The sequence below is a fragment of the Halopseudomonas oceani genome, assembly GCF_963677335.1.
Classification (GTDB): Bacteria; Pseudomonadota; Gammaproteobacteria; order Pseudomonadales; family Pseudomonadaceae; genus Halopseudomonas; species Halopseudomonas oceani.
On sequence record NZ_OY781932.1, the window covers coordinates 2,260,399 to 2,283,977 of the forward strand.

The 23,579-nt window shown below is 63.1% G+C and carries 30 protein-coding genes and 1 pseudogene; 2 read left to right on the forward strand and 29 right to left on the reverse strand.

Annotated features, from left to right (window positions below; all coding sequences use genetic code 11):
* Window positions 1-4: 4 nt before the first annotated feature.
* The 29 genes and pseudogenes from ACKPCU_RS10750 to ACKPCU_RS10890 form a co-directional block, all read right to left on the reverse strand.
* On the reverse strand, window positions 5-1,201 hold the full coding sequence (locus tag ACKPCU_RS10750; protein ID WP_321346571.1) for a phage late control D family protein: 1,197 nt from the start codon (window positions 1,199-1,201) through the stop codon (window positions 5-7).
* Complete coding sequence (locus tag ACKPCU_RS10755) at window positions 1,198-1,629, reverse strand: phage tail protein (protein ID WP_321346573.1); 432 nt, start codon at window positions 1,627-1,629, stop codon at window positions 1,198-1,200. Before ACKPCU_RS10755 ends, ACKPCU_RS10750 begins: the two co-directional genes overlap by 4 nt.
* A 6-nt stretch (window positions 1,630-1,635) precedes the next feature.
* A complete protein-coding gene (locus ACKPCU_RS10760) occupies window positions 1,636-4,338 on the reverse strand; it encodes a phage tail tape measure protein (RefSeq protein ID WP_321346575.1) in 2,703 nt (900 codons plus the stop codon).
* Window positions 4,316-4,450, reverse strand: a complete 135-nt coding sequence (locus ACKPCU_RS10765) for a GpE family phage tail protein (RefSeq protein ID WP_321346579.1) — start codon at window positions 4,448-4,450, stop codon at window positions 4,316-4,318. Before ACKPCU_RS10765 ends, ACKPCU_RS10760 begins: the two co-directional genes overlap by 23 nt.
* Before the next feature lie 8 nt (window positions 4,451-4,458).
* Window positions 4,459-4,800 carry a phage tail assembly protein gene (locus tag ACKPCU_RS10770; protein WP_321346582.1) on the reverse strand — a complete coding sequence of 114 codons (342 nt, stop codon included), beginning with the start codon at window positions 4,798-4,800 and terminating at the stop codon, window positions 4,459-4,461.
* 65 nt (window positions 4,801-4,865) lie between these two features.
* Window positions 4,866-5,381: a phage major tail tube protein gene (locus ACKPCU_RS10775; protein ID WP_321346583.1), complete on the reverse strand. Its 516-nt coding sequence runs from the start codon at window positions 5,379-5,381 to the stop codon at window positions 4,866-4,868.
* A 47-nt stretch (window positions 5,382-5,428) separates the two neighbouring features.
* Complete coding sequence (locus ACKPCU_RS10780; protein ID WP_321346585.1) at window positions 5,429-6,601, reverse strand: phage tail sheath protein; 1,173 nt, start codon at window positions 6,599-6,601, stop codon at window positions 5,429-5,431.
* A 157-nt stretch (window positions 6,602-6,758) separates the two neighbouring features.
* The gene (locus tag ACKPCU_RS10785) at window positions 6,759-6,995 is read right to left on the reverse strand and encodes a tail fiber protein (RefSeq protein WP_321346587.1); all 237 of its coding nucleotides are present in this window, start codon (window positions 6,993-6,995) and stop codon (window positions 6,759-6,761) included.
* Entirely contained in the window at window positions 6,992-7,279 is a 288-nt protein-coding gene (locus ACKPCU_RS10790) for a phage tail protein (protein WP_321346589.1), read from the reverse strand. Before ACKPCU_RS10790 ends, ACKPCU_RS10785 begins: the two co-directional genes overlap by 4 nt.
* A 10-nt stretch (window positions 7,280-7,289) precedes the next feature.
* Window positions 7,290-8,690, reverse strand: coding sequence for a phage tail-collar fiber domain-containing protein (locus ACKPCU_RS10795; protein WP_321346591.1), 1,401 nt, complete (start codon window positions 8,688-8,690; stop codon window positions 7,290-7,292).
* Window positions 8,691-8,699: 9 nt separating this feature from the next.
* On the reverse strand, window positions 8,700-10,259 hold the full coding sequence (locus ACKPCU_RS10800) for a glycine-rich domain-containing protein (RefSeq protein WP_321346593.1): 1,560 nt from the start codon (window positions 10,257-10,259) through the stop codon (window positions 8,700-8,702).
* A complete protein-coding gene (locus ACKPCU_RS10805) occupies window positions 10,256-10,777 on the reverse strand; it encodes a hypothetical protein (protein ID WP_321346595.1) in 522 nt (173 codons plus the stop codon). The genes ACKPCU_RS10800 and ACKPCU_RS10805 overlap by 4 nt, the downstream gene beginning before the upstream one ends.
* Window positions 10,778-10,781: 4 nt before the next feature.
* Window positions 10,782-11,435, reverse strand: a complete 654-nt coding sequence (locus ACKPCU_RS10810; protein ID WP_321346597.1) for a phage tail protein I — start codon at window positions 11,433-11,435, stop codon at window positions 10,782-10,784.
* Window positions 11,428-12,348: a baseplate assembly protein gene (locus ACKPCU_RS10815; RefSeq protein ID WP_321346599.1), complete on the reverse strand. Its 921-nt coding sequence runs from the start codon at window positions 12,346-12,348 to the stop codon at window positions 11,428-11,430. The genes ACKPCU_RS10810 and ACKPCU_RS10815 overlap by 8 nt, the downstream gene beginning before the upstream one ends.
* The gene (locus ACKPCU_RS10820) at window positions 12,345-12,692 is read right to left on the reverse strand and encodes a GPW/gp25 family protein (protein WP_321346600.1); all 348 of its coding nucleotides are present in this window, start codon (window positions 12,690-12,692) and stop codon (window positions 12,345-12,347) included. The genes ACKPCU_RS10815 and ACKPCU_RS10820 overlap by 4 nt, the downstream gene beginning before the upstream one ends.
* Complete coding sequence (locus ACKPCU_RS10825; protein WP_321346602.1) at window positions 12,689-13,243, reverse strand: phage baseplate assembly protein V; 555 nt, start codon at window positions 13,241-13,243, stop codon at window positions 12,689-12,691. Before ACKPCU_RS10825 ends, ACKPCU_RS10820 begins: the two co-directional genes overlap by 4 nt.
* Window positions 13,244-13,316: 73 nt before the next feature.
* The gene (locus ACKPCU_RS10830; protein WP_321346604.1) at window positions 13,317-13,766 is read right to left on the reverse strand and encodes a phage virion morphogenesis protein; all 450 of its coding nucleotides are present in this window, start codon (window positions 13,764-13,766) and stop codon (window positions 13,317-13,319) included.
* Window positions 13,759-14,274 carry a phage tail protein gene (locus tag ACKPCU_RS10835; RefSeq protein WP_321346606.1) on the reverse strand — a complete coding sequence of 172 codons (516 nt, stop codon included), beginning with the start codon at window positions 14,272-14,274 and terminating at the stop codon, window positions 13,759-13,761. The genes ACKPCU_RS10830 and ACKPCU_RS10835 overlap by 8 nt, the downstream gene beginning before the upstream one ends.
* Window positions 14,228-14,458: pseudogene (lysC, locus tag ACKPCU_RS10840) on the reverse strand (Rz1-like lysis system protein LysC); the annotation flags it as partial. The pseudogene lysC and the gene ACKPCU_RS10835, both read right to left, overlap by 47 nt.
* Entirely contained in the window at window positions 14,352-14,813 is a 462-nt protein-coding gene (lysB, locus tag ACKPCU_RS10845) for an Rz-like lysis system protein LysB (RefSeq protein ID WP_321346610.1), read from the reverse strand. The pseudogene lysC and the gene lysB, both read right to left, overlap by 107 nt.
* Window positions 14,810-15,025, reverse strand: a complete 216-nt coding sequence (locus ACKPCU_RS10850) for a hypothetical protein (protein WP_321346612.1) — start codon at window positions 15,023-15,025, stop codon at window positions 14,810-14,812. Before ACKPCU_RS10850 ends, lysB begins: the two co-directional genes overlap by 4 nt.
* The gene (locus ACKPCU_RS10855) at window positions 15,022-15,858 is read right to left on the reverse strand and encodes an N-acetylmuramidase family protein (RefSeq protein ID WP_321346613.1); all 837 of its coding nucleotides are present in this window, start codon (window positions 15,856-15,858) and stop codon (window positions 15,022-15,024) included. Before ACKPCU_RS10855 ends, ACKPCU_RS10850 begins: the two co-directional genes overlap by 4 nt.
* Window positions 15,855-16,127 (reverse strand): phage holin family protein, encoded by a 273-nt coding sequence (locus tag ACKPCU_RS10860; protein ID WP_321346615.1) that lies wholly within the window; start codon window positions 16,125-16,127, stop codon window positions 15,855-15,857. The genes ACKPCU_RS10855 and ACKPCU_RS10860 overlap by 4 nt, the downstream gene beginning before the upstream one ends.
* Before the next feature lie 2 nt (window positions 16,128-16,129).
* Entirely contained in the window at window positions 16,130-16,501 is a 372-nt protein-coding gene (locus ACKPCU_RS10865; protein WP_321346617.1) for a putative holin, read from the reverse strand.
* 13 nt (window positions 16,502-16,514) lie between these two features.
* Window positions 16,515-16,724, reverse strand: coding sequence for a tail protein X (locus ACKPCU_RS10870; RefSeq protein WP_321346618.1), 210 nt, complete (start codon window positions 16,722-16,724; stop codon window positions 16,515-16,517).
* Complete coding sequence (locus ACKPCU_RS10875) at window positions 16,724-17,185, reverse strand: head completion/stabilization protein (protein WP_321346620.1); 462 nt, start codon at window positions 17,183-17,185, stop codon at window positions 16,724-16,726. The genes ACKPCU_RS10870 and ACKPCU_RS10875 overlap by 1 nt, the downstream gene beginning before the upstream one ends.
* Before the next feature lie 99 nt (window positions 17,186-17,284).
* Complete coding sequence (gpM, locus tag ACKPCU_RS10880; RefSeq protein ID WP_321346622.1) at window positions 17,285-18,004, reverse strand: phage terminase small subunit; 720 nt, start codon at window positions 18,002-18,004, stop codon at window positions 17,285-17,287.
* A gap of 71 nt (window positions 18,005-18,075) precedes the next feature.
* Window positions 18,076-19,089, reverse strand: coding sequence for a phage major capsid protein, P2 family (locus ACKPCU_RS10885; RefSeq protein WP_321346625.1), 1,014 nt, complete (start codon window positions 19,087-19,089; stop codon window positions 18,076-18,078).
* Window positions 19,090-19,133: 44 nt separating this feature from the next.
* Window positions 19,134-19,979: a GPO family capsid scaffolding protein gene (locus tag ACKPCU_RS10890; protein WP_321346627.1), complete on the reverse strand. Its 846-nt coding sequence runs from the start codon at window positions 19,977-19,979 to the stop codon at window positions 19,134-19,136.
* Between the two features lie 148 nt (window positions 19,980-20,127).
* Between ACKPCU_RS10890 and ACKPCU_RS10895 the strand changes: the two genes are divergently transcribed.
* Complete coding sequence (locus ACKPCU_RS10895) at window positions 20,128-21,885, forward strand: terminase ATPase subunit family protein (RefSeq protein ID WP_321346629.1); 1,758 nt, start codon at window positions 20,128-20,130, stop codon at window positions 21,883-21,885.
* Window positions 21,882-22,895: a phage portal protein gene (locus ACKPCU_RS10900; protein ID WP_321346630.1), complete on the forward strand. Its 1,014-nt coding sequence runs from the start codon at window positions 21,882-21,884 to the stop codon at window positions 22,893-22,895. Before ACKPCU_RS10895 ends, ACKPCU_RS10900 begins: the two co-directional genes overlap by 4 nt.
* Window positions 22,896-23,579: the final 684 nt, after the last annotated feature.

Here is a 23,579-nt window from a genome sequence, read left to right on the forward strand (position 1 = left end):
ATTGTCAGCCTTTCTGCACGACCCTCTCAAACTCCCGCTTCACCGCCCGCTCTGCGCTGGCTTGGCTCGCATACAAGTGAGTCAGGCGCAGCGGGCTGGTTAGATCCCCCTCTGTGACCTTCTGCTGGGTGCCGCTTTCGTCGCGGTACCAGGCGATTACCCCGGTGTATTCCGTTTCGACCAGGGCGGCGAGGTCGTCGTCTTCGGCCAGCTGGTTTTCCAGCTCCAGGGCGACGGTGTAGCCGCTGTCTGTCAGGTTGTGCACTACGCGGCTGCAGAGCCATACCACGGCGCTGATCTCTGGCTTGATGCCGCTGAGACTGAAGGTCATTTCTGGTATCAGGTCGGCCCGGCCGAGGGCGAGGGTGTAGCTCAGCGTGGCGACGCCGCGCTGCAGCCTGCGCCATTCGCTGCGCACGGCTTGCAGGGCGCTGGCCTGGTCTGCGTAGACGTGGCGCAGGGTTTTGATGTTGTCGTCTGTGCCGATCAGCGCTTCCAGCCGCTCTGCGCTGTTGGGCTGGTAGTAATGGGCGCGCACGCCGGTGTAGGCGTCGCGGTCTGCTTGCAGAAAGCGGTGACTGTCTCCGCTTGCCCTTGTGTGGTGAACGTGGGGCAGGGCAAGGCCGCTGGCGGTTTTGGCGGCGCCCACAGGGGTGACCAGCAGGTGGCCGGCTTTGATGGTGGCGATGACGTCGTGCTCTTGCGCGAGACGGGTGAGCAGGTTGGCGTCTGATTCGTTGGTTTGGTCCTGGTGGGCAAGCGGCAGGGCGGCGAGCACTACGTCTATTACCGGTTTGAGGCTGTAGGCCTCTGCGATGGTGTGCAGCACGTCGCCCAGGGTGACGCTGTGCCAGCTGCGTTCGCGCTTGCGGCTGAGTGCGCTGCGTAGATCCGCGCTGCGGGCGCGGATGCTGAGGGTGTCCGGCGTGCCGCTGTGCTCGGTTTCGTCTACCCGGTAGCTGCCTTTGTACACCAGCCCGGTGTCTGACCAGCCGAGCCACAGCTCAACCTGCGCGCCCTTGGGCGGGATGGCCAGTTGGCCGTCGTGGTCTGACAGGGTGATGTCTAGCTGGTCTGCCTCGAGGCCGCGGTTATCGGTGAGGGTGATGCTGATCAGGCGGGGGCTGACCTTGCTGGTGATGTTTTGCCCGTTGACGGTGATGCGGTACGCGGGGGCCGCATGGTGGGTCAGGGGGATCATCGCAGGATGTTCCCGATGGTGCTGAGCAGGCTGCCGAGCAGCTCGATCTGGCTGTCGTCCACGCGCTGCAGGGTGATGCTGAACTCGATGCGCCGGGGCGCGCCGTCTTTGAAAAATAGGGTGTTGGTTTCTTGCAGGTTTTCGATGATCCACAGGCCGTAGATGCGGCCGGTGCCTTCGACCAGGGGCCAGGCTTTGCCGCTGTCTGCCATCAGGCGCAGGGCATCGAGTGACAGCCGTTGGCCGCTGATCTCCGGCAGGATGAGCCCGCTGAGGGTGATGGTGTCGTCGCCTTTGCCGACGAACTGGCGGGCTGGCAGTGCGCCCACGCGCGGGTTACTGGGGTGGCGCCAGGCGGTTTGCCGCTGCAGCTGTTGGTAGGCGGTGGTTGAGAGGCTGAACACGTAGAGTCCGAGGGCCATCATCATGGGTGGTTACTCCTGGTCATACAGGCTGCTGCGGCGGCGGGCGCTGGCGGCGCGCTCGCGGCGGTCCAGCTCGGCGGCGACGGCGTGGGCGATGGCTTGCGGGCTCATGCCTGGGGTGGTGTGAATGTGAATCTCGTATTGGCTGCCGGTGTTGCCGGCGTAGGCCGGGCGGGCAGACAGTGGGCGGCGGCTGTCAAAGCGGATGCCATCGGCGGCGTTGGCCAGACGCTGGGAGACGCCCGCAACGGCGGCCAGTGGCTCGCTCTGTTGGCGCTGAATGCCTTGGGCCAGGCCCTGCATGGTGAAGCCGCCCAGCTCGGCAAATACGCGGCTTGGGCTGTGGATGCCGAGCTTATCTTTGAACCAGCTAACGGTGGAGTCGCCTGCGCTGGTAATGGCCCCTTTTACTGCGCCGAGGCTGTTTTTTATGCCATTGACTAGGCCCTGCATGAGCATGGCCCCGAAGTCGGTGAATTTGCTTGGCAGGTCTACCCCAAACCAGCTCATGACGGCAGCAAAGGCTTTGTAGAACAGACCCAGCGGTGACCAGTTGGCAATGAGCTGACCGACGCCAAGGATGCCGCCGTTGAATGCTTCTTTGACCTCGGCCCACACACGCTGCCCCACTTCAGAGAGGTTTTGCCAGATGGCTTTGAGGCCACCGACTACGCCGTCCCAGTTCTTGTAGAGCAGCCAGCCCGCGGCTACCAGCAGACCGATGGCGATACCGATCGGGTTTGCCATGAGCATGCGGCCGAGCCACAGGAATGCGGTGCCTACGCTCTTGATGACGGGCAGCAGAGCAAGCGATTTACCGGTGAACAGCACTAGGCCGTAGCGGATCATTGCGAACGGACCGAGCACCGATGCCAGGGCGAGCGTAATGCCGCCGAATAGGGTAATCAGCAGGGCCATGCCTGCGGCGGTTTTGATGATGGCGCCGGTGAGCTCTGGGTTTTCGACCATCCACGCTTTGATGCCGCGCACAACTTCAGCAATGCCCTGAACCATGCCGCGCAGGTCTTTGTTGGCGGTGTCTTGCATCTGGATGCCGAGGTCAGCCCAGACGCTTTTGAGGCTTTCCAGGTCGCCGCCGAGGTTGTCGGCCATAACCTTGGCGGTGGCTGATGCTTCGCCCTGGGCAACGCGCAGCTGGGCGATCAGCTCTTGCAGGGCGCCGCTGCCAGCTTGCTGGGTGAGCACGGTAAGCGCGCTGCCTGCCTCTTCGCCAGCGATGGCCTTAAGCAACCGGCCGCGCTGGGTGTCGCCCATGGCGGCGGTGCGGTCGTGAATCTCTTTGAGCAGGTCGGGCAGGGGGCGCATGTTGCCCTCGGCGTCTGCAACCTGAATGCCCAGCTCGGCTATGGCGTCTGCTGCCATCTTCGGCGGCGCTGCCAAGCGGCTGAGAATCGCGCGCATTGCGGTACCGGCCATGCTCCCCTGAATACCTGCATCGCCGAGCTTGCCCGCGGCCGCCGCCATGGTTTCGATGTCTTGCCCGTAGGCGGCGGCGTTGGGGGCTGCGTACTTCATGGTTTCGCCCAGCATCTCCAGCGAGGTGTTGGAGCGGGTGAAGGCGGCGGTGAGTACGTCGCCTACGCGGGCCATTTCGGCGGCTTCAAGGTTGAAGCCGGTGAGGATGTTGGATGCCACGTCTGCGGTAGATGCCAGATCCATTGCGCCGGCCTTGGCAACATCGAGCATGGCCGGCATTGCCGCCTGAATGGCCTCTGGCGAGAAGCCTGCCATGGCCAAAAAGCCTTGGCCCTGGGCTGCATCGTTGGCGGTGAATTGGGTGTTGGCGCCCAGCTCCCGGGCTTGGGCGCGCAGCGCGGCCAGCTCGGGGCTGTTGGCATTGAGCCTGGCCAGTGCCTGCACCCGGCTTATGCCCGAATCAAACTCAATGCCGGGGGCGAGCAAGCGAGCACCGGTGTAGATCATGCCGCTGCCAGTGGCCAGCCCTGCGGCACCGGTACCGGCCATGGATCCAGCCATAGCCTGGGTACGCTGGTACTGCTGTTTGGCGCGGGCGAGGCGCTGTTGCTGGGCGGTGACGGCTTTGAGCCTGCGCTCTTGCTCTTGCAGTTGGGTGTTTGTGCCGTCGATTCGCTGGCGGAGTGCGCGCTCTTGATTGCCTAATTTGTGGGTGCTGATGCCAGCCTGTTCAAGCCGTTGCTTTACTGCTGTCAGTTGGTCCTGGCTGGCCTTGTGGCTCCGGTTAAGCTCGTCCAGCTTGTGATCTGCGTTGCGTAGGCGTGTTTGATACTGCTTGATGCTGCCGGATGAGCGCTCGAACGCCTGGCGGGCAGAGGTCAGGCGGATGTTTGCCTTCTCAAGCTCCCGTTGAAACTCGGCAGTGTTGCCTTTGCCGTCAATCAGCGCTCGGGCGAGCTTGTTGTACTGGGTCTGGGCTGACTTGAGGTTCCCACGCAGGTTCTGATGAACGGTGCGCTGCTGCTCTAGAGCTTGTGAGTAGCCACGTGATTTTGTTGCAAGGTCACGTATGGCACGGGTTTGCTGCGCAGCAGCTACGGCGGCGACACGGTAGGAGCGGACATCGCGCTGCTGCGCTTGCAGCTGCTTGAGCTGGTCGCGTGTGGTCTTGAGCTCGCGGCCAAGCCCGACGCTGCCCTGGGTGATGGCGCGAATCGGTTTGGTTGCCCGGTCGAGTGCCTGCAGCACTACCTCAAGTTTCAGCTTTTGCGCCATGCACCTGGTTCCATTGCTTGATTGCGCGGGTGCGCCAGTCCATCAGCTCCGGCAGGCCGAGGCGGTCCATTTCGCTCGGCCCCCAGTGATACACCAGGGCGATATCGCCCATGGCTTCTTCTACGCTTCGAGGGAGGCCTGCCGTGCTTTCTTCGTGAGCAAAAAACTGGCTACGGCGACCCCGCATTGCATGAGGTCTGCGGGGTCCATGCGGCCGACCTCGATGTCGGTCAGGCTTGGGGTGGTGATGCGTGGCAGCACTTTGCGCAGGGCTTGCACGTCCATCTGGGCCAACTCCATGAGGCTGACGCCGCGCAGCTCTCCGGATACGGGCTTGCGCAGGGTCACTTCGGTGATCTCGGTGGTGCCGCGCTTGATGGGTTCGTCCAGCTCGATGACCTGGTGGTTGTCGGGCTGCTGTTGCTTTGGCTGCGGTGTTGCTGCGGCGTCTGGCTTGTCCATGGGGGTGCTCCTTTGCTGGGTGGCCCCGGCATGCGCGCCGGGGGTGTTTGGTTGTGGCTCAGGGGTTAGATGCCGAGGGCGGCGCGCTGGTCGGCCAGGATGTCTTCGCCGTTGACGATCTCGATCATGTTGAGAATGTCGATCTCGACCAGGACCTCTCCGTCTACGGTGAGCTTGTAGTAGGTGCAGGTTGTGGTGATGCTGTGCTCGGTGTCGGCTCCGGGCTCGGCGTTGCCGAAGTCGATCTCTTCATGCCGGCCGCGCATGACCACTTCAACCGCTTGGGTGGCGCCGGTGTCGTCTTGCTGCACGGCGCCGGTAAAGCGTAGGGCCACGGCACTGGCGCTGGTGGCGCCCCACTGGCGAATGGCGAGTAAGTCCCAGCCGCCGAGGGTCCATTCCACCTGGATGCCGTCGTCGGACAGGCCCATGTCGGCCTTGACCGGGCCGTTCATGCCGCCGCCTCGGTAGGCCTCCATTTTGCGGGCCAAGGCGGGCAGGGTGATGTTTTTGGCGATGCCCTGGTAGCTGTTGGCATCGTTGAAGATGTTGAAGTTCTTGAGTTTGCGCGGCAGGGCCATAGGGGCGCTCTCCAGTAGTTAGCCCCGGCATGGCCAGGGCTGGATGATCAGGCGTTGATGCGGCTGGCAAAGTCGGCTAGGTAGCTGTCAGTGATGCGCTGGCGCAGCGTGAGGTTTTCCAGCGGCGGTACCGGCGTGTAGTCGTAGTCGATCAGCAGCTGGCCATCCTTGAGGGTGGCGGCGCTGTTGGCGGCTTCGTCGTACCAGGCGCTGGCGTCGATGATGTAGCCGCCGGACTTGAGTTCGCGGAACTTGGCGTTGATGCCTTCCAGAATGTCGCGCACCAGGCTGGGGTGCATGGGCTTGTCTACGGCCCAGAGGTGCGCCTCGGCGATGGTGTCGGCCAGCACCTGGGCGGTGCGGGTGCTGGACTCAAAGGCGAACAGCGGGTCATCACTGCAGGTGCGTGAGCCCCAGAAGCGGAAGCCGTCAGCGCGCACCAGGGTGGTGATGTCGTTCTCGTTGAGGTAGCCGGCATCGGTTGCGGGGTTTTGCAGATCCCAGTACACCGGTTTGCTGATGCCGGTTACGCCGTTGACTCCGACGTTTGAGAGCGTCTTGTGCCAGCCGGTTTGCTGATCGATCTTGGCGCGGAGGCCAAGGGCTACGGCCACGGCGGGAATGGTTACCTCGGCGTTGGCGTCGGTATCCCAGCCGGTGAAGTCGGGCCAGATGAGCATGAGCTCGCGGGCACTGAAATTCTCGCGGTAGGTGACGGCCTCTTCTTTGGTTTCGCACCCGGAACAGCTGGCATAGGCCATAGCGCGCAGCTGCTGGGCGATGCTCGCCAGCTCGGTGGCTACGGGCAGGGTATCCAGCCCCGGTGCGCCGATGATGCGAGGTGTGACGCCTAGTTGGCTCTTGGCGGCCAGCAGCGCTTTGAGGCCGGTGTATTCGCCGCCGGCGGTGACGGTGCCGATTACGTTGCTGTTGGTTTCTGCCTCGTCTGCGCCTTCGGCTACGCGCACCACGATGGTGATGGGGCTGGCGTTGGCGGCAATGGCCTTGAGCGCGATGGCCAGGGTGCCTTCGGTACCGGCGCTGCCGATCGCGCTGAGCACGTCTGTGAGCAGCACGGGTTTGTTGAGCGGGAAGAGGGTGGCGTCGGCATCGTCGGCAGTGCAGACCAAGCCGACCACGGCGGTGCTGATGGTGCGGATGGGACGGACGCCCTCGTTGATCTCGACGACGCGCACGCCGTGGTGATAAGCGGCTGGCATGGGTGGCTCCTGCAGTACGTTGACCTGTGAGCCTTGAGGGTGACGCGCGGGCGAGGGGTGAGCCAGTTGGCAGCGGTGGTGCGGGGGGCGTTACACGGCGGGCGAAGAACCCCGCCGAAACGGGGGCGCTTATTTCGACCTAAGCGCCTTGATGCTATCAGGCTTTGATGATGTAGGGCAGTGCCTCGGCGGTGCGATCTGGCAGCAGCGGATCAGCGCCGGATACGCCAAAGGGGTTGCCCTCTGCAATCAGCATGGCGCGCAGGTTGTCGGCGGTGCCTTCGGCCAGGGCTGAGCCATCGCAGAGCAGCCAGCCATCGGGCGGGGCGGCGCTGACGGCATAGACCACTTCAACGCCGGGCATGTGTTCCCACATTTCCAAAACCTTGCTCATTGCTGTTGCTCCTCGATCAGGGCCGCTACGTCTGGGTTATTGGCTAGGAAGCTGGCCAGCTTGGCGGCGGGGCTGTGTTGCTCAGGTTGGCGCGGGCGGTTGACCAGCGCCCAGCTGGCACCTGTCCAGCGGGGCCACTTGTCTTCTGGCCAGTCTTCAGGGGGCGGGGTTTCTACTGCGCCGGCGGGCAGCAGGTAGACGCCGGGTTCCAGCGGGGATTCGTCGGCTTTGACTGCGCACAGAAAGAGGCCGGCGTGGTCGGTTTGGTAAACGGTTTTGCTCATGGTGGCGGCCTCAATACTTGATGCAGGCGAGTAGCGCGACGTTGCGCGGGCGGGTTTCACCTGCGCCGCTGTAGACGCCTCCGGTGCGGCCCATGCTGGGTGCTTGGCCTGTTAGCGAACGTGTGAGTCTGTAGGCCGGGTCGTTTGACGAAACGCCGTAGTAAGCAATGTAGTCACTCGCATCGCGCACCGGGTAGCTGTTCATGTGCGGCCGCTCGCTGGTGGCGAAGATGTGTTCGTGCTCGATGACCGCGCCGCCCTGAACGGTGCCGAATACGCGCCCCACGTCTTGCCCACGGCCGTCATCGAATGCGCGGATAAACTCGCCGCGCAGATCCGGCAGCTTGAAGGTGTTGAAGCCATCGCCGGCGCCCCAACTCTCGCCCAGAGCAGAAAACAGACGGGCATACGCGGTGCGGCTGACCAGCGCGCCGTTGGCCTTGAGCCAGCCCGCCGGCGGCGTGGATGTGGCGAAGTACGCCACCTTGCCAACGGGTGCCAGCAGGTCGGATTCAGCCTTGCTGTACACGCCCAGGTTGGCGCGGGCGGCGGCCTTGTCTGGCACGTCTGCCAGGTTCTGGTCACGCTGCAGCGGGGGCGATGCCATGTTGCTGGGTTCGTTCTGCACCATCAGCACTTTGCTGCTGGCGGGCCAGCTCTTGCCGAGGATGATGGATGCCTCTTCGTCTACGGGGTTCTTCTTCCACTCGGCCGCCAGCGCGCCCTGGTTGATGCGGATCCCTTCGATGTACACGGCAAGGCCGCGCGTGGTGCAGATGGCCAGGTCGATCTGGGTTTGGCCCGCAGCGAGGGTCTGGCGCTCTTCGATCATATCTACGGTGACGTTTACCGCGTCCGGATCGCTCCATTCGGTGTCGCCGTCGGCGTTGCTGACCTTGGTGAGCACTTGGCCGGTGTTGCCGCCGGGCAGCAGCTGGGCGCTGGTGAGGTTGTTCAGAATCCAGGTGCGGGTTGCGACGATGGCGGCCGGGTCGATCAGGAAGGTGACGTCATTGGCGTTGGTGACCAGAAATTCCATGCGCAACACGGTATCGCTGAACGCGCCGTCGCCTACGCTGGGCTTTTGCGCGTCTGGCAGGTTGGCCACGGCAAACATGGTGCCGTTGGAATCGAAAACCGCAAGTTCCCGCATGACAAAGCCGCCCACCTCGGCGGGGATGATCAGCTCAACCGTCCAGCGGTTGGGCTCGTTGGGGTTTTGGGTTGCGCTGTTGATGGTGGCGCGGTAACGCTCGCGCACTAGGCCGGTGGTTAGATCCTCTGGGTAAACCGGGTTGCCGTTGCCGTCGCCCACGGCCATATCCACGAGGGTGATCGGCACGCCGCTGGCTTGCGCGGCGGCCATCATTGCCAGGCCTGCAGGTGTGTGGACTGTGCGGTATGCGTTCATGGTTTACCTCTAAACGGTTGGATACGGCAGGGGCGGCGGCGCGTAGGGTGCGGCGTATCTGGTCGCAGCTTGGGTGATGCGGCCTGAACCTAAATGAAACTCTCTAGCCTGCAGCCAGGTGCCGGTAAGATTCCCAATCTGCAGCGGCTTGGCTCCGCTAGGCATGGAGAAACCAGCAAGCGGAACACTCCAGGCGGAGTCGTTGGCAGAGACGTATAACTGCCCGCCGATGTAGTGAATGGCCAAATGCACGGCGTCGCCCAACTTGGCGTCAAAGGCCACGCTGGCGGTGTTGTGGTAGCCGTTGCGTATAGTCAGCAGCTTGCGCTGATCCGTTGAGATGTAGGTTGGTGAGTAGACCGAAACTCCGAACCCGTCTTCGCCCTCGTCGTCGGTGCCGTATTGCAGCAGCGGAGCCGCGTAGCCACCACCAGCCCAGGCAGTAAAAGCGATTTCCAATTCAATGCAGAAGTCGCCAGCGGACAGATCAAAGTCGGCGGCAAAACAGTTGGCATCTCCGCCGGGAACCGCGATGGCTTGGCCGTTGGGGAATATTCCGCTTTCGATGACTGACACCGCACCAGCGGCAACAGGTTCCCAAGGCCCCCCCCTAAAGTCGGTTATGGTATCGGTGCCGACGGCGCCTTCTGCAGTAATCAGGCTGGTGACAAAAGGCAGCAAAGGATCAACCGCTGAGCCTGGTTTGCCGGTGCGGTAGCGCAGTATCACGATGCCGGAGCCACCAGCGCCTGGCGTTCTGTAGGAATCAGACGCACCACCACCCCCGCCACCGCTGTTGGCATTGCCTGAGCGCGCCCCGCGCGAGTCTCTGGCGCCATCGCCGCCCCCACCGACCTGCACCCGGCTGAGCGATGAGCCATTGGTGCCGCCACAGCCACCGCTGGCGAAGTAGTGACGCCCGCCGTCAATGTTGACGCGCAGGCCTTCGCCGCCACAGCCCGCGCGGCTCGCGGCGTAACCGTCCTGCCCGGCTTCAACCATGCTTCCACCGCCACCGCCCCGGCGGCCGCCGGTGCCTAGTGTTTCGTACCCGAAACCGCCGTTATTGCCTGGGCTACCAGTTCCACCTGGTTGGCTTATGCCTCTGTAACTACCACCGCCACCACCACCGTTTCCACCATCGCAGCCGGCGTAGTCCGGATTGTTGCCAGAACCGCCACCGCCGCCGCCGCCGCCACCTAAAGCAGTGACACCAAATGCGCTGCTATTGCCGCCGTTGTATCCGTATAGGTAATCGGCGCGCGCACCACCGGCGCCCACAGTAACCGCATAGGTGCCGGGGCCGATGATCAGCGACCCGGTGCGGATAACACCGGCACCGCCGCCGCCGCCGGTGTTTGTTCTGCCACCACCGCCACCGCCACCCACGATCAGGTACTCCACCTCTGCGCTGTTGCTCTCCACGGTGAAAGTGTCGCTCTCAGTGAATGTGTGTATGCGGTAAGGGGTGTAATCAATCACGCGATCAGTGACCACGCCCCCGGTGGCCACCAGAACAGGGTTGCCAATGGCGCGTTTGATGGCGCTGGCAATCACCCCCCGAATCATTCCGCAGCCTCCAGCGAGCCAAATACAGTCCACAGATCTGCACCCAGCCGCTTGAGGGTGATGGGCGCGCCTTTTTTGCGGGTGGTCAATGTCTCTTCGGTGATGATGGTCACGGCGCTAGCGTTGATGGTGACTTGGCCGTCGCCGATCTGCTGAATGTAGATCTCGCAGTTTTCCGGCCACGCCACTGTTGCTTGGGCTGGCAGAGTGAGGGTGACGGCCTCTGCGCTATCCACCGCCAGGTACTGGCTGGCGTCGGCCAGTACCAGGGCGCGGCTGGCGTTGACGATTTGCACGGGCACCGGGGCGGGCTTGGATTCCAGCGCGGTGAGGCGCTGCAGGATGGCGGCGGTGTCGAACTCGTCGCTCACAGCAGCGCGCAGCTCGGCTATCAGCTTGGCGAAGCTATCGACGGGGCCGCCCTCGGTTTCTACTGTGGTGTTCTCATCGCCGTGGACTATCAGATGCGCTAGGGCGACATCAAGGGCGAATTGTTCCACGTTGTTGTACAGGCTCATGTGCTCACCAGTAGCCCGGTGCGGGCATCGTTTCGTTGATCAGGGTGTGCAGCGCGTTGGCTGCGTCTTCGGTCTGCTGCATGCCGTTGACGGCGCCTTCCAGCAGCAGGGTCAGATCATCCACGGCGTAATTGACGCCGACCTCGTGGCCGCCGCAAGTAACGGCGACGCTGCGCAGCTCGGCAGTGGTGGTGGCGCTGAGCTGGGCCAGGGTCATGTGGCTGCGCAGGTTTTTGGACTGCTCGAGTACGGCAATGAGTTGGTGCAGGTTGCCGAGCGTGACGGGGTATTGGCTGGCGTTGATCAGCAGGTGAAAGGTGCCCGGCTCGCCCTGGGGAATCTGAGCAAACCACTCTTGTACCCGCACGTTGATGCCGATGCCGGCCAGGCCGGCGCGCACCGCGCCAATGGTGCCTTTGTGGCGGTGAATGGCGATTGATGCGGCGATGCTGCCCCGGCGCTGCTCTTCGCTCCAGGTTGTGTCCCATTCATCCACTGAGTATTCCCACGCGAGCCACGGCAGCAGTGCCTCGGGGGCGGTAAGCCCGTCGTGCAGGGTGCGGTGTGGCACCTCCAGCGCGGTGAGCCGCGCAGCGACACTGGCGAGCGCGCGCTCTTGGGCGGTGGCGTTGGGCGGCAGCAGCGATGCCTCAGACATCGGGCACCCCGGCCAGGGTGATGTTAATTGCGGTGCAGTACGGCGCTTCGTTGTCTGCGATCTGCAGCAGGCGGCCCTCGGCGTCGGCGGCTGGGGTGGCGCCGGTGAGTTTCACGCGCTGGGCGCCGGGTTGGTGCAGGGCTGCGAGTACGCCGGATGCGGTCACGTCGTAGCCCATGCGGTGCACGCTGTCGCAATATGCCTGCACGGCGGCGTAGGCGGCGGCGACAACTAGGCCGGCATCAGGGCCGGGGTATGGGGTGAGCTCGGCCTCGATCACATATTCCACAATGCCGGCTGACAGCACGGTGACCAGGTCGGTCATGGGCCGCACCTTTTCAGCGTTAAGCGCGGCGGCGACATCAGCGAGCAGCAGCTCGTCTGCTACACCATCGGCGGTGCGTGACAGCACATAGATCGTGACCTGTGTCGGTGCGGGGCTGGTGGCGCTGGCGTCTTTGACTTGGCCGCTGGCACTGAGCGCGTGATAGATGTAGCTGCCGGTAGAGCCTGCGGTGGTGAAGGCTTCAAAGCTGAGCTGGATGCGGCGGCGGAAGTCGTCGTCTGGCTCCAGTGTTGCCGGTACCGGGGGAATGGCGGTGGCGTCGCCGGGATCCACTACCAGGCGGGCGACATCGTAGCGGGCGCCGATGTGATCCAGATCGGCATCTTCGGCAAAGGCGAGCATGGTGGCGAGCGCGGATTCGTTGATGCGTTGGCGCAGGTTCAGCTCTCGATAGGCGATCACCTGGGCGACCTTATAGGCCGGGTCGGATTCGACCAGGGCGTCGAACTCTGGATAGGCCGCGCGCAGATCGGCCAGGACGCTGGCCAGCACGGTTTCATAGTCCAGCTGCTCGATGACGTCTGGCGGTGGCAGGCGCGATAGGTCTACCCCTGTGAATGCGCTCATGCAGCAGCCCCCAATTGCAGCGGCACTTGCAGGCTGACTGCTGCGCCGGTTTCGGTATTTTGGCCTTCCAGATCCAGCACGGCGGCGCCGGCGGCGGTGTGGGTGATAGCCACTCGGCTGAGGCGCACACGCGGCTCCCAGCGCATCAGGGCGCTGGTAATGGCGCTATACAGGCGCACGGTGGTGGCGTTGTTTTGCGGGGCGTCGATCAGTGAGGGCACCAGGCTGCCGTACTCGCGGCGCATGACGCGGGTGCCGATGGGCGTGGTGATGATGTCGGCAATGGACTGGCGTAGGTGCTCCAGCCCGCTGATGGGTTTACCGGTGGTGCTCATGCCGTTCACTGCGGGTCACCTGTTGGGCCGGGGGCCGAGCTGCCGCCGGTGATCGGGTGATTGTGCGTGCTGCCGATGTTGACGCCGCCATGGGCGACCCGCAGGCCGTTGAAGAAAATCCCGGCTTCATTGATGACGATGGAACTGCCGTTGCTGACCAGGCTGATGGCGGTGCGGTCTGCGCTGATCTGGGTGGGGCCGTTCACAAACCGCATGCGGTGGGTGGCTTCGTCATATCCGAACCAGGCGCCATCCGCAAAGTGGCTGCTGTGCAGGTTCGGGTTGCTGTGCGGTGCGGGGAACTGGTCAGAGTTGATGCCGACGAGAACGAGGCCGGCGGCCATTACGCCGCTGGGGCTGAGTACCAGGCACTGTTCGCCGGTGGTTGGGTGCTCGACATCGCGGCGGGTTCCGGCGCGGTGGACAAAGTACGGCAGCCAATCGGTCAGCAGGGAGCCGGATTTGACGCGGCAGCGGGTGTTGACGGTATCCACCGCGTATACGGTGCCCGGTCTGAGCAGGTTGTCGAGTAGGCGGCGTAATTCGGCGATTGCGTTCATGCGGGCCAGAATTGCCCACCCGCGCGCGCGATGCACTCCAGCGCGGGTTGATCGGGGGGCGGCTGACGCGCTGTTAGGTCAGATGATCGAGCAGGCAGGAGCGGATGAGGTCCAGGTCATCGGCGGTGAGGCCGAGCAGCTCGCGCCTTGGGTATTGGATTTCTGGCCCGCCCTTGATGGCCGTGTCGCGCAGGCCGCGTTGGTGTACCCGGGCAATGCGGGCGGTGCGGCCGACGAATTCGACGCTGAGCCCGTTGGCGGTGGCCTGGGTCTTGAGGTGCTTGGCCTGGCTCAGTTTGGTGAACATCTTGCGCTGGCGAATGCGGCCGGACTTGGCGCGTAGTTGCTTTTTGCGCGGGGCGTAGGGTGTGCCATCCGGGTTGCGCTGGGCTCTGATGCGTTGCTGCTGGCTGCGGCGCAGATCGCGGGCGATGCTCTGGCAGAGCTGGCGGCGCGCCTTGGGCTCCAGCCGGTTGAGCAGGGCGCCTGCCCAGTCTTCGAGGGCGCGTAGGTTGTCAGCCATCGATGGTGACGCCGTTTCCGTTGGCCGGGGCGGCGCTTTGCCATTCGGTCAGCACTTCGCCGTTGCTGTCGCGCAGCTGGTAGGTGCCGGCGGGTAGGAATGGATCAAGCTGGGGTTCTGGTGGGTGGCTGATGTTGAGCTGGCCATCGGCTTGAGTTTTGACGATGGTGCGCTCGGTCAGCGGCAGGCTGATCTCGATGTCTACCAGGTCGCTGGCAAGCACTTCGGCGTTGAAGCTAATGGCCTCCTGCCGTTGCTCGTGGTTGTCGAGCAGCTCGCGCTGGTGCTGACCGACCCACGCCAGCAGGGGGATGAACACGGCGTCTGGTTGGCCGGCGTAGTCGGTAATGATCAGGGTGAGGGTGTAGCGGTATTCAAACGACAGGCCGGGGGCGCTGGAGCACACGACATTGCCCTCATCCATGAACACCAGCACCCGATCGGGGCTGCGCTGAAGCTCCTTAACGCTGTTGATCAGGTGCTGTTTGAGGCTGCTGGGTTTGTACACGGTGTTGCTCCTGGTGCTGGTAAACCATATCGACCTTGGCGGCGCACTCGGCCCAATCGGCCTCTGTTACGTCTGCGTCAGTCAGCAGGTGACCGTTGGTCTGCGGCTGCGTTGGGGACAGGGTGCATGGCGTTACGGCGGGACAGCCAATCTCGATAGGCTGCGGCGCCGGTAATGGCGGGGCGGGTGCGCAGGCTGCGAGCAGCAGCAGGCAGTTGAGTATCAGCCCACTCGCGTAGATCTTCGTTTTCACGTTTCAGCTCCTCGATCTGTTGTTGGCTGGTGCGCAGTTGCTGCCGGATGCCAGCGGTCTGCGTTTGCAGTTGCTGCTGTGCGATGCGCTCTGAATCCAGCGCGGCGGTTAGCTTGGTGATGGTTTGCAGGTGGGCGGCGCTTTGCTGCTCTGCCGTCTGGGCGCGCTCGGTCGCCAGCTGGGTGGCGCCTTGGGCGATCTCTACCCGTTGGTGCTGGATGTACAGCAGGCCGGCCAGGGCGGCGAGCAGGGCGAGGCCGTAGAGGCTTTGGCGTAGGGTGGTCATTTGCGGTACCAGCCGGCGGCGTTCATGTCTGCCTCGGAAAGCTTGTCGAGCGGCCCAACAATGACCATTACACGTTGTGGCGGCGGGACCAGCTCTCGCAGCGTTTCCATCAATAGGTTGATGTCAGACGGGTCTACGTCTTGGGGGAGCACCAGGGCATCGCCGTCGTTGATCTGCAGTTTGCGGATTGCGTCCAGCTGAGCTTTGGTCATGCGTGCACCTCTTCGGTTTGTTCCTGGTAGCGCTGGTAGGCGCGGGCGAGTTTGACGTCGTACAGGTTGCGGGCGTAGGCGGGGCCGTTATAACGACGGGCGAACTCGGTCCAGCGTTTGGCTTTGAGTGCTTTGTGCAGCGCGGGGTCTGCTTCTATGAACCGCACGAAGGCCTCGAACTGTTCGTTCTCGTCTTTGGCCATGCGCTGGGTGAAGTCGTCCACGCTGGTGTAGCCGAGCGCCTGGGCGTGATAGCCCATGATCTGGAAGGCGCCCCAGCTGGCAGACTCCGGCGCGCAGAGCGCATCGATCATGCGGGCCTGTGCCAAGCGCTGATGCTCTGCTGTGCCGCCGGCGTAGCCGCCGGGGCGCGGGTTGACCAGGTTGGGGTAGAGGGCGGCCAGCTCTGCAGCGTGGGCCTTGAGCGCTGCAGGGTCGTCGCTGTCGTGGCGCTGCAGGCTGAGCCGCTGGAGCATGACGTGGCGCTCGAACAGGATCTTGGGCTTGCCGTTGGCCAGGAAGCCTTCGCCGAGGCTTTCCACTTCGTTGACGGCGTAGACGGCCGCCACCTCAGCACCCAGGCGCGTGGCCGCGGCCAGCAGGGTGCTGTTGCGCAGCAGCTGGCAGCAGTCGCCACCGCTGAGGGCGTGTTGTGTTTTAGGGCCGGCGATGCCGTCGACAACCAGGCCGATGCGCAGCTGGTAGGCGCGCACGGCCTTTTCGGTTTCGTCTCCATAGTCACCATCGGGGAACAGCTTGGCGCCCTTGGCGTTGAGCTGCCGCTGCAGCTGGACAACGGCGCGGCCGGTGCTGCCGTGTTTGAGTACGGTCATGGGGTGGGCCTCAGCAGGGCGGCGAGGTTGCCGCGGGAGCGATAGACCAGGATCAGCAGCAGGATCGATAGCGCGCCCTGCCAGATGCTGACTGGCTGGTGGAACAGGATGATGTCTACTGCGTTGCAGAGCAGGACGCCGATCAGCAGCGATGCCAGCACGGCGATGCCGCGGCGGATGCGTGAGCCGCGGCGGCGGTAGCAGACCAGGCGCAGGGCGGTGGCGACGTGCAGCGCGGCTACGATGGTGGCGAACAGGGTGCTGAGCATGGTCACTCCCCCTTGTCTCGTTTGATCCAGCTGGGGACTAGGCTGGCGAAGTCGGTTTTCTCCACTACCTCGAGCAACTTGAGCACGACCGGCACCACCAGTACCGCGCCGACGAAGCCAGCAGGGGCGGTGCGGGTGATTGGGGTTTGGGTGACGATCTCGGCGGCGCTGACGTAGCCGGCACCGATGGAAACCAGCAGGCCGAGCAGACGCTGCCAGCCCTTGATGTTGCGTTGGTTGAGGGCGATCAGTGCGGCGCCAATGATGGCGCCAAACAGGGCGTTGCCATCGAGCTGGGGTGCCACGGCGGCAAGACCTACGCCTACGCCTGCGACGGCAGTGGCGACGGCGGTGGTGGTGGTTGGATCGGCCATGGTGCGTCCTTAGTCAGTCCCAGAGGTTGAGCGTTTGGGCTTCGTTGGCGGTTGGCGGCGCGTCAGGCAGGTTGATGAGCGTGCCGCTGGCGATGATGGGGCCTTGATCGGCCAGCCCGGGGTTGAGCTGCAGCAGTTGCTCGACGACACCAGCGGTGCGGCCGTATTCCCGCCAGGCGATGGCGTCGAGGGTGTCGCCTTGCATGGCACGAGTGGTGGCCATCAGATCAGCTCGATGGTGGCGTGACGGGTGCCGAGCAGGTCGCGCAGGGCGTGGCGGTAGTCGCGGCGGAAGTCGTCGGCGGTGGGTAGTTGCTCGGCGTCTTCTCGCACGCCGCTGGCGGTGGCGTCGTAGCCGCGGTACCGCTCTGCAAACTCGGCGGCAACGAGGGCACGCACGGCGCGGGTGTACAGCTGCTCAAGGACGTTTCGGTCTGCGATGGTTGCTGGGTCAACTTGTGCCAGGGAAGCGTGGCCAGCGGCGAGCCACTCGGCCTTTCTTGCCTTGAGCTCGCGGTTGGTTGTGAGCATGGCGTCGACGATGGCGGTTTCGAGGCGCTTGTCTGATACGTCGCCAGACAGGCGCACGGAAGCGCGCAGGGCGGTGGCGTCGATCTCGGGGAAGAAGGGGTCGTTGCTGAGGATGAAAGGTTGGGTGGCCGCTTGGCCGATGAATCCGCTCATGGGGCAGCCCTTATAGTCGGCGGTGGTCGGGGCGTCACAGCAGGCAAGGAGTAAACCGCTGATCAGCCCCGAGCCGCCGGTGCGTGGGGAGACGCTCTGTTAGCCGTTGTTGCTGTCGGCGTATTTCTTCAGGAGGCGGTTAACGCCTTCCAGGGTTTTCTTGCCGCCGCATTTGTCATGCAGCTGAATGGCACGGGTGAGGTGCTCGCTTGCGCTTTCCAGCAGGCCGGCATTGTCTTCGCTGAGGTTGTCGGCGTTGATGCCGTGGGCCTGTGCGGTGCCGATTGCGAGGTGCAGCTTGGCGCGCGCCTCGTCGGGCATGTCCTGCTCGTGGGTGATGCGCAGCGCTTCGAGCAGCGGCTCAACCGGGAAGCTGTCGCCAGCACGCAGCGCGCGCAGGGCCAGCTCGGCGGGTTCTTCTGCGATCAGGCAGGCTGCGGTGCGGTTGAAGCGGTCGGGCATGGTGAGGCCGTGCTCGACAACGTACGCGCCAATGTGCATGCCGGCGGCGTAGTCACCGGCATCGAAGTTCCAGAGCATGATGGTGGTGAGCACTTCGTCTTGGGCGCCTTTGCCAGCAGTGAGCACGCCCTCAACGTAGGGGGCGTAGTCGGGCAGAATCCGGCGCTTGAGCTCGGCCTTTTGCTCCTGGCTCTGTACCTGCTTGAGCTGCAGGCGGTGTTGGTGGAGCTGGGCGAGCTGGAGTTCGTAGGCGGTGGCGCCTTCCATGTGGCCGTTGGCCTCTGCGGCGGCAGCAGCGGCTTGGCCGGCTGCGATGCGCATCATGTGACGGGCGGCGGGCGACAGTTTGCGGGCCATGCGGGTGTTCTCCTGGTTGGCCTGCTGCCGGGTGAGCGGCAGCGGGCGGGCTGTAGCTTGACTACTGTTGCTTACGGCTCAAACGGGGTGATGTTTTCGATCAGGGCGCCGCAGCCGTAGTCTTCGACCACGTAGGCTTCATTGACGGACTCGTAGTTCTCGACGCGGTCGCGCTTGGAGTTATCCACCACGTTGCGGCGGCGGGTCTCTTCCTGCCAGTAGATGGACAGGTTGTCGAGGCGAGTGACCAGCACGGCATTGGCCGGGAAGGAGGGCACCCGCACTGCCGGCAAGCCGCCGATGCGCTTTTGGCTGATGATGATGTCGCGGGCCAGCTGTTCGGTGGGGGCCTGTTCGGAATCGACCAGCGGGAAATACTTGTCGTGCATCAGCGCGCGGCCGCAGATGGCTACCAGCTCAGTGTCTTCCTGGTACCAGGGCTCAATCAGGTTGTTCACCGCGTCGTAGACGATGGCATCCAGGTTGGCGTAGTCACCGCCGGCGCCGTAGGTGACCTCACCGCTGGCGTCGACGACTTCGCTCATTACGCGCTGAGGCGAGTGCAGGCGGTACTTCTGCAGCCAGCCGACGTTCACGTCCTGCAGCATGGGGTTGGCGACCTTGTCAGAGGTGGCTGCGCGGGCTACGCCGTTAAAGCCAATCATGATGCGGTCCAGCGCCTGCCGGCGCAGGATGGCGTCGCGGATCCGGGCCTGAAAGTCTTTGAACTGGCGCCATGCGTCCAGCTTGGGGTAGCGCAGGTGGGTGTCAAAGTTGGTCTGGGTGCAGAAGTAGCCACTTTTATCCAGCTCGGTCGGGTCGCTGGTTTGACGGTCCTGGGCAGTGGTATCGGTTGTGCCGGCGATTGGGCCGCCAACACCAAGGCCTACCTTTTCACCAGACTGCATCGAAACCGGGACCATGTTGACGCGTTGCAGGAAGGCGCTGGACTCCTGAATACGATTCTCCAGCGTCTGCGCGACGGAAGGGTCGACGTTGAACGACTGAGTGGCAGATTCAACGTTGTTGATCTGGGCCAGCTTGGCCAAGTAGGCATTGAAAAGGCGACGAGTGTCATTACGCATGTTTGTTACTCCGTGACTGAAAGGGCCTTACCTGGTGTTTGGAATCAGCAGTCGGTTTCGATCTGCCCGTCGCCACCCGTCGCAGCCGGGCGCTGGGTGTATCTGGTGTCTGGTTCGTTGGAGAGCGTCTTTTTCAGCTCATCCAACTGGTCGGCTGTGCTCTTGTAGTCCTTGCGCAGTCCGGCGAGGTCGGTCTTGAGCTGGTTGAACTGCTTGTCCTGGTCAGCCAGGTGCTGGGCGATGGCTTCGACGCTGTTGCCCAACTCGTTGAAGAGTTCGGCGTCCTTGCCGTCCTTGTCCTTCTGTTTGCCCATGAGCTCGCGTACACGGGCGAAAAGGCCGTCGGCTTTGCTCGGCTCGGCCGGGGTGACGTCTTCGAAGTCGAGCTCGACTTCCAGTGCCTCGGTGAACAGGTTGTCTTTGTGCTGTTTACGACCGGCCAGCGGGTTCTTGTCCGGGTTCTGGGCCGAGAAGGTCAGCATTTCGGTGCCCAGGCTGGCGGGGCTATCGGTGACTGCCAGGCCTTCCATGTAGGCGGTGCCGGTGTCGGAGAAGCGCGGGTTCAGTTCGATGCTGGTGAAGATCTTCTGGCGCTTCTTGTTGATGGCGATGAGTTCGTCGGTTGGCTCAATCTGTGCGAACAGTGCCAGACGCTTCTGGCCGGCAACCTCGACCTCTTCGGTCTTGAGGGCTACCACGTCGCCGTATGCGCGGAAGGGGCCGTCGGCGGTGATGCTGCGGAAGTGCTCCATCCAGACGCGGGCGCCGTAGGTGTTGACGTTGTAGTTTTTGGCGGCGTCTTCGAGCCACTTGCGCTCGATCTTGCGGCCGTCAGTGGTACCGCCTTCAACTGCGACGCGGAAGAACTTCGAGCGAGATTTGGTTGCCATGCCTTGCGTCCTCAATCCTGAAACCAGATAGGTGTTGAGGGCATGGTCGGCAGTGGGCGCTCTGCCAGCAACGCAGGGCAGGTGGGGCGGGGGACGCTAAACCGTAGGGGGCGAGCTGAGTACGCGCGCGGGCGTCAGCATCTGCTGCATGAACGCAATCACTCAGCCTCAAATCGACAACCGCCGGCACGCTCGTTTCCTGTACTGGACCGGGTGGCGTGTCTGCGACATTGCGGACTATCTGGGCGAGAACGCGAAGACCATCCACAGCTGGAAAGACAGGGACAGCTGGGACCGCGCCGATACTGTAGAGCGGGTTGGCGGTGCTTTGGAAGCCCGTTTAGTCCAGCTGATTCTGAAAGACCCGAAGACTGGCGGCGACTTTAAAGAGATTGACCTGCTGCACCGGCAGCTTGAGCGGCAGGCGCGGATCCAGCGCTATCAGGGCGGCGGCACCGAGACCGATCTAAATCCCAATATCGCGGCACGTAACGCAGGGCCGAAGAAGGCGCCAACGCGCAACGAGCTGAGCGAGGAGCAGATCGAGCAGCTGGTCGATGCGTTCCGGGAGGGGTGCTTCGACTACCAGCTGGACTGGTACCGCGCAGGGAACATGCGCACCAGGATGATCCTCAAGTCTCGGCAGATCGGGGCTACGTTCTACTTTGCGCGGGAAGCGCTGATCGACGCCATCACGACCGGGCGCAACCAGATTTTCCTGTCAGCCAGCAAGGCCCAGGCGCACCAGTTCAAAACCTACATGCAGGCGTTTCTCAATGACGTGGTGGGAGTCAAGCTGACCGGTGACCCCATCGTGCTGTGGAACGGGGCAGAGCTGCACTTTTTGGGTACCAACTACCGGACGGCTCAGGGGCGCAGCGGCAATTTCTACTTTGATGAGTTCTTCTGGGTGCATGGCTTCCAGCAGATCAACAAGGTGGCGTCGGGCATGGCGCTGCACAAGAAGTGGCGCAAAACCTATTTCAGCACCCCATCCACCATGGCCCATGAGGCCTACCCGATCTGGACCGGTGAGCAGCGCAACAAGCGCCTGCCGGCTGACAAGCGGGTGCGCATCGATGTGAGCCACGACGCCCTGGCGCAGGGGCGGCTGTGTGAAGACCGCGTGTGGCGGCAGATCGTCACGATTCTGGATGCTGAGGCGCGCGGGTGTGACCTGTTCGACCTCGAAGAGCTGCGCGAGGAATACGACGCCGACGCCTTCGCCAACCTGCTGATGTGTCTGTTCATCGATGACGGCGACTCGATATTCCCGCTCAAGCTGCTGCAGCCCTGCATGGTCGATACCTGGGAAGTGTGGGACGACTACAAGCCGTTTGCGCCAAGGCCAGTGGGTGAGCGGCCCGTCTGGGTTGGCTATGACCCATCGGAGAGCGGCGACAGCGCGGGGTTAATTGTGGTTATGCCGCCGCTGGTTGCGGGCGGGCACTTCCGGGTGTTGGAGCGCCATCAGTTCAAAGGTATGGATTTTCAGGCCCAGGCCGAGTTCATCCGCAAGGTGACGCAGCGCTACCGGGTGACCTATATCGGGCTCGATACCACGGGCATGGGCACCGGCGTTGCCCAGCTGGTGCGCCAGTTCTTCCCAGGGCTGACCACGTTCAGCTACTCGCCAGAGGTCAAGGTACGCCTGGTGATGAAAGCCATGGACGTAATCCGCAACGCCCGCCTGCAGTTCGATGCCGGATGGACTGATCTGGCCGCCAGCCTCATGGCGATCCGCAAGACCATGACCCCCAGCGGTCGGCAGATGACTTTTGTCGCCGGGCGCACCGATGAGACCGGCCACGCGGATCTGGCGTGGGCGCTTTTTCACGCATTACACAACGAACCGCTGGAAGGGCGCACCGGCGCCAATACAGCGCGCATGGAGATTATTGGATGAGCAACGAGACAACCGAAGCCAGCCCGCGCGATGGCATCCAGGCGTTCACCTTTGGCGACCCTATGCCGGTGCTCGATAGTCGGGAACTGCTCGACCATCTTGAATGCTGGATGAATGGGCGCTGGTATGAGCCGCCGCTGTCGCTCAGCGGCTTGGCCAAGGCGACCAGGGCGTCGGTGTTCCTACAATCAGGGCTGATGTTCAAGCGCAACATGCTGAGCCGTTCGTTTGTGCCGACCAAGCTGCTGAGCAGGCAGCACTTCGAACAATTCGCGCTTGATTTCCTATGGAGCGGCAACGGGTACCTGGAGCGCAAAGAGAATCGGCTGCGCGGGCCCATGCAGCTGTTGCCGGCACTCTCCAAGTACACCCGGCGAGGGGAAGACCTCGACACCTACTACTACGTCCGGGGCTGGCAGGATGAACATCCTTTCAAGAAGGGCGCCGTGTTTCAGCTTCGTGATGCTGACATTAACCAAGAGATTTACGGCGTGCCTGAGTGGTACGCGGCGCTGCACAGCGCGCTGCTGAATGAGTCCGCCACGCTGTTTCGCCGCAAGTACTACCAGAACGGATCGCACGCGGGCTTTGTGCTGTATATCAACGACACGGTGCACGATGAGCAGGACATTGCCGCCATCAGTGACGCCATGAAACAGAGCAAAGGCCCCGGCAATTTTCGCAACCTGCTGGTGTATGCACCAGGTGGCAAAAAAGATGGTCTGCAGGTGATCCCCATCAGCGAGGTGGCAGCGAAGGATGATTTCGGCTCAATCAAAAACGTCAGCCGAGACGACCAACTGGCAGCATTGCGGGTACCGCCGCAGCTACTGGGGATTGTCCCGGTGAACGCTGGCGGCTTTGGCTCGCCCAAGGATGCGTCAGAGATTTGGATAGAAAACGAACTGCTGCCCCTGCAGGCCCGCTTCACCGCTCTCAACGAGTGGCTGGGCGAAGAGGTCATCACCTTCGACAACGACCAGGCCCCACCCACGGCACGCCTCAGCTGACCCACCAGGCCATCACCCAGAGCCGCCCCCGAGGCGGCTTTTTCATGCCTGCACCCAGAACCACAGCACCCGCCAGGGCCCAGCGCCAATCCCATGCCCACCACCGCTGGCGCGCGGTCTTCTCCCCACCTCACCTGCGGGCTAAACGTATGACTTTTTCTGCACCCCTGCAGCGCGCTCAAGCGGCCCAAACGCAGCGCCGACGCGCAGGGTATGGCCGGGCTTGGATTCTTCGGAATTCCGCACTGTAGGGGATTTTGGGGGTATTCATGAGGTAGCGGAGCAGGGGTTGGGGCAGGGTTGGATTTTCAAAAAAGGTAATTTCTGTAATCGGCGGTCGAAATTGGCCTGTAGCGCCCGTATTTGCTGGGCTGCGCGGATTACAAAGGAGTGTCACTTTACGTAATGTGAAATGTAATTTTTTTGCAAGTTGCTGATTTTAAAGGGTTTGAGTTTTCCAAAAGGTTGCACCCTGAAAAGGTAACGGGGTTACGTAGAAATTGCAGTTTAATCACCTTTAGGATTGCTTCTTAACTATTTGATATTGATAGATAATTCTTATGGTTAATCTGTTAGTTACAAAAATTACCTTTTATGGAGGCCTCAACCCAAATCGCAGCGAAGCCACCACGGCAGGGCCTCTCAGGACGCCGACACATTCCCGCTGGGAACACTCTGGGAACA